Source organism: Vibrio sp. 10N.261.51.A4, assembly GCF_041471945.1.
In the GTDB taxonomy this organism is placed as follows: Bacteria; Pseudomonadota; Gammaproteobacteria; order Enterobacterales; family Vibrionaceae; genus Vibrio; species Vibrio crassostreae_C.
Genome location: NZ_JBFRPJ010000182.1, coordinates 1 through 1,427, shown reverse-complemented (window position 1 = coordinate 1,427; position 1,427 = coordinate 1). Strand labels below are relative to the sequence as shown.

Here is a 1,427-nt window from a genome sequence, read left to right as displayed (position 1 = left end):
GTCGTTGATGCGCCAGTGTGGGTCACACCACCGTGAGCATCTTTAACATCATAGCTAAAATGCACTTGGCCGTTATAGTCTTTATCTGGGGTAAACGTGAAGGTGCCATCGGCATTTAATACAATAGCACCGTGGTCAGCCTGTAGGTTTTCAATGGATAATTTGCCAATATCGTTGTCGTCAACATCGCTAGAATTGGCCAGTAGCTGTGCAGGGGTGAGGACTATCTGGGTATCTTCTAAGCCATTCGCTAAACGTACTTCAGCTGATGCAACTGGCGCATCATTGGTGCCATGAACGGTCACTGTAATATCTTTTTTAGCACTGCCATCGATAGATTCAACGGTAAAGGTTTGCTGGAAGCTTTCCCCTGCGCCTAAATGTTGGACTTTATCATTGTCAATATCGTATGACCATTGGCCCTGTGCGTTGATATTGAACTGACCACCTTCGGTGGTGGTGATGGTTTGTGCGATAAAACCGGCTTGGTCGTGATCGGGGTCAATCACGTGTAACGTGCCACCACTGCTGAGCTGATTAGTGGTATTGCCAAAGGAAGTGTGATCTTCGTAAACATGATTATTGAGGCTGGAGTATGGCGTCACTTCAATTCTTGCTTGGTTATCTTCGCCAATCACTTTAACCATGATTGTCAGCTTCTGACCGTCACTGGTTTCAACTTCATAGGGGATCTGCATTGATTCGCCAGTTCGCAAACTAGCAATATGGTCATCTGCATAGCGTTTGTTGGCTCCTTGTAAACTAAATTGATAAGACCCGTCTGGAAAAACATCAAAATAACCTGGAGAAAAACCTTGACCCAAATATTTACCACTATGGAGAAATTGTGTGTTATCGCCACTATCTGGATCGATAAGCTGAAGCTGGCCTCTATAGGATTTAAATTCGCTATCCAGCGCTTGTGTTTCAGTGAGCTGAATGACATTAGAAACCAGTGTGGCTTTATCATCTGTCCCGGCAATCGTAAGCGTGGCGGTTTGTTGCGTACTTCCACCATGGCCATCTTCTACTTGATAAGTGATAGCGATTTGTTGCGACTGACCATTGGCCAAATGATTAAATGCGGGATCAGTGGCATCAACAATTAACGTATGCCCATCAGTATCTAAGGTGATACCTGCGGGGATTTTCCCTGCCTGAAGTTGACCATCGATGGCATATTCAAGGTGACTGACGCTTAAAGCGTCGCCGTCTTTGTCCGTAGCACCTAATAGCAGATTGAGGGTGTGATGATTATCGGCCCCCTCACTGACACTGTCGGTTAAAGGCGTCACATCAGGGTTGTCGTTAACCGCAGCTAAGTTGGTGGTTGCGCCGGTGTGTGTTACACCACCGTGTGCATCTTTGACGTCATAGCTAAAGTGCACCGCGCCGTTGTAGTCTTTTTCTGGGGTAAACGTAAACGT

Annotated in this window: 1 protein-coding gene; it reads right to left on the bottom strand. The window is 46.2% G+C overall.

Annotated elements, in window-relative coordinates; translation table 11 throughout:
• On the bottom strand, window positions 1-1,427 hold a 1,427-nt coding region (locus AB4384_RS23655), incomplete at both ends, for a VCBS domain-containing protein (RefSeq protein ID WP_372130204.1).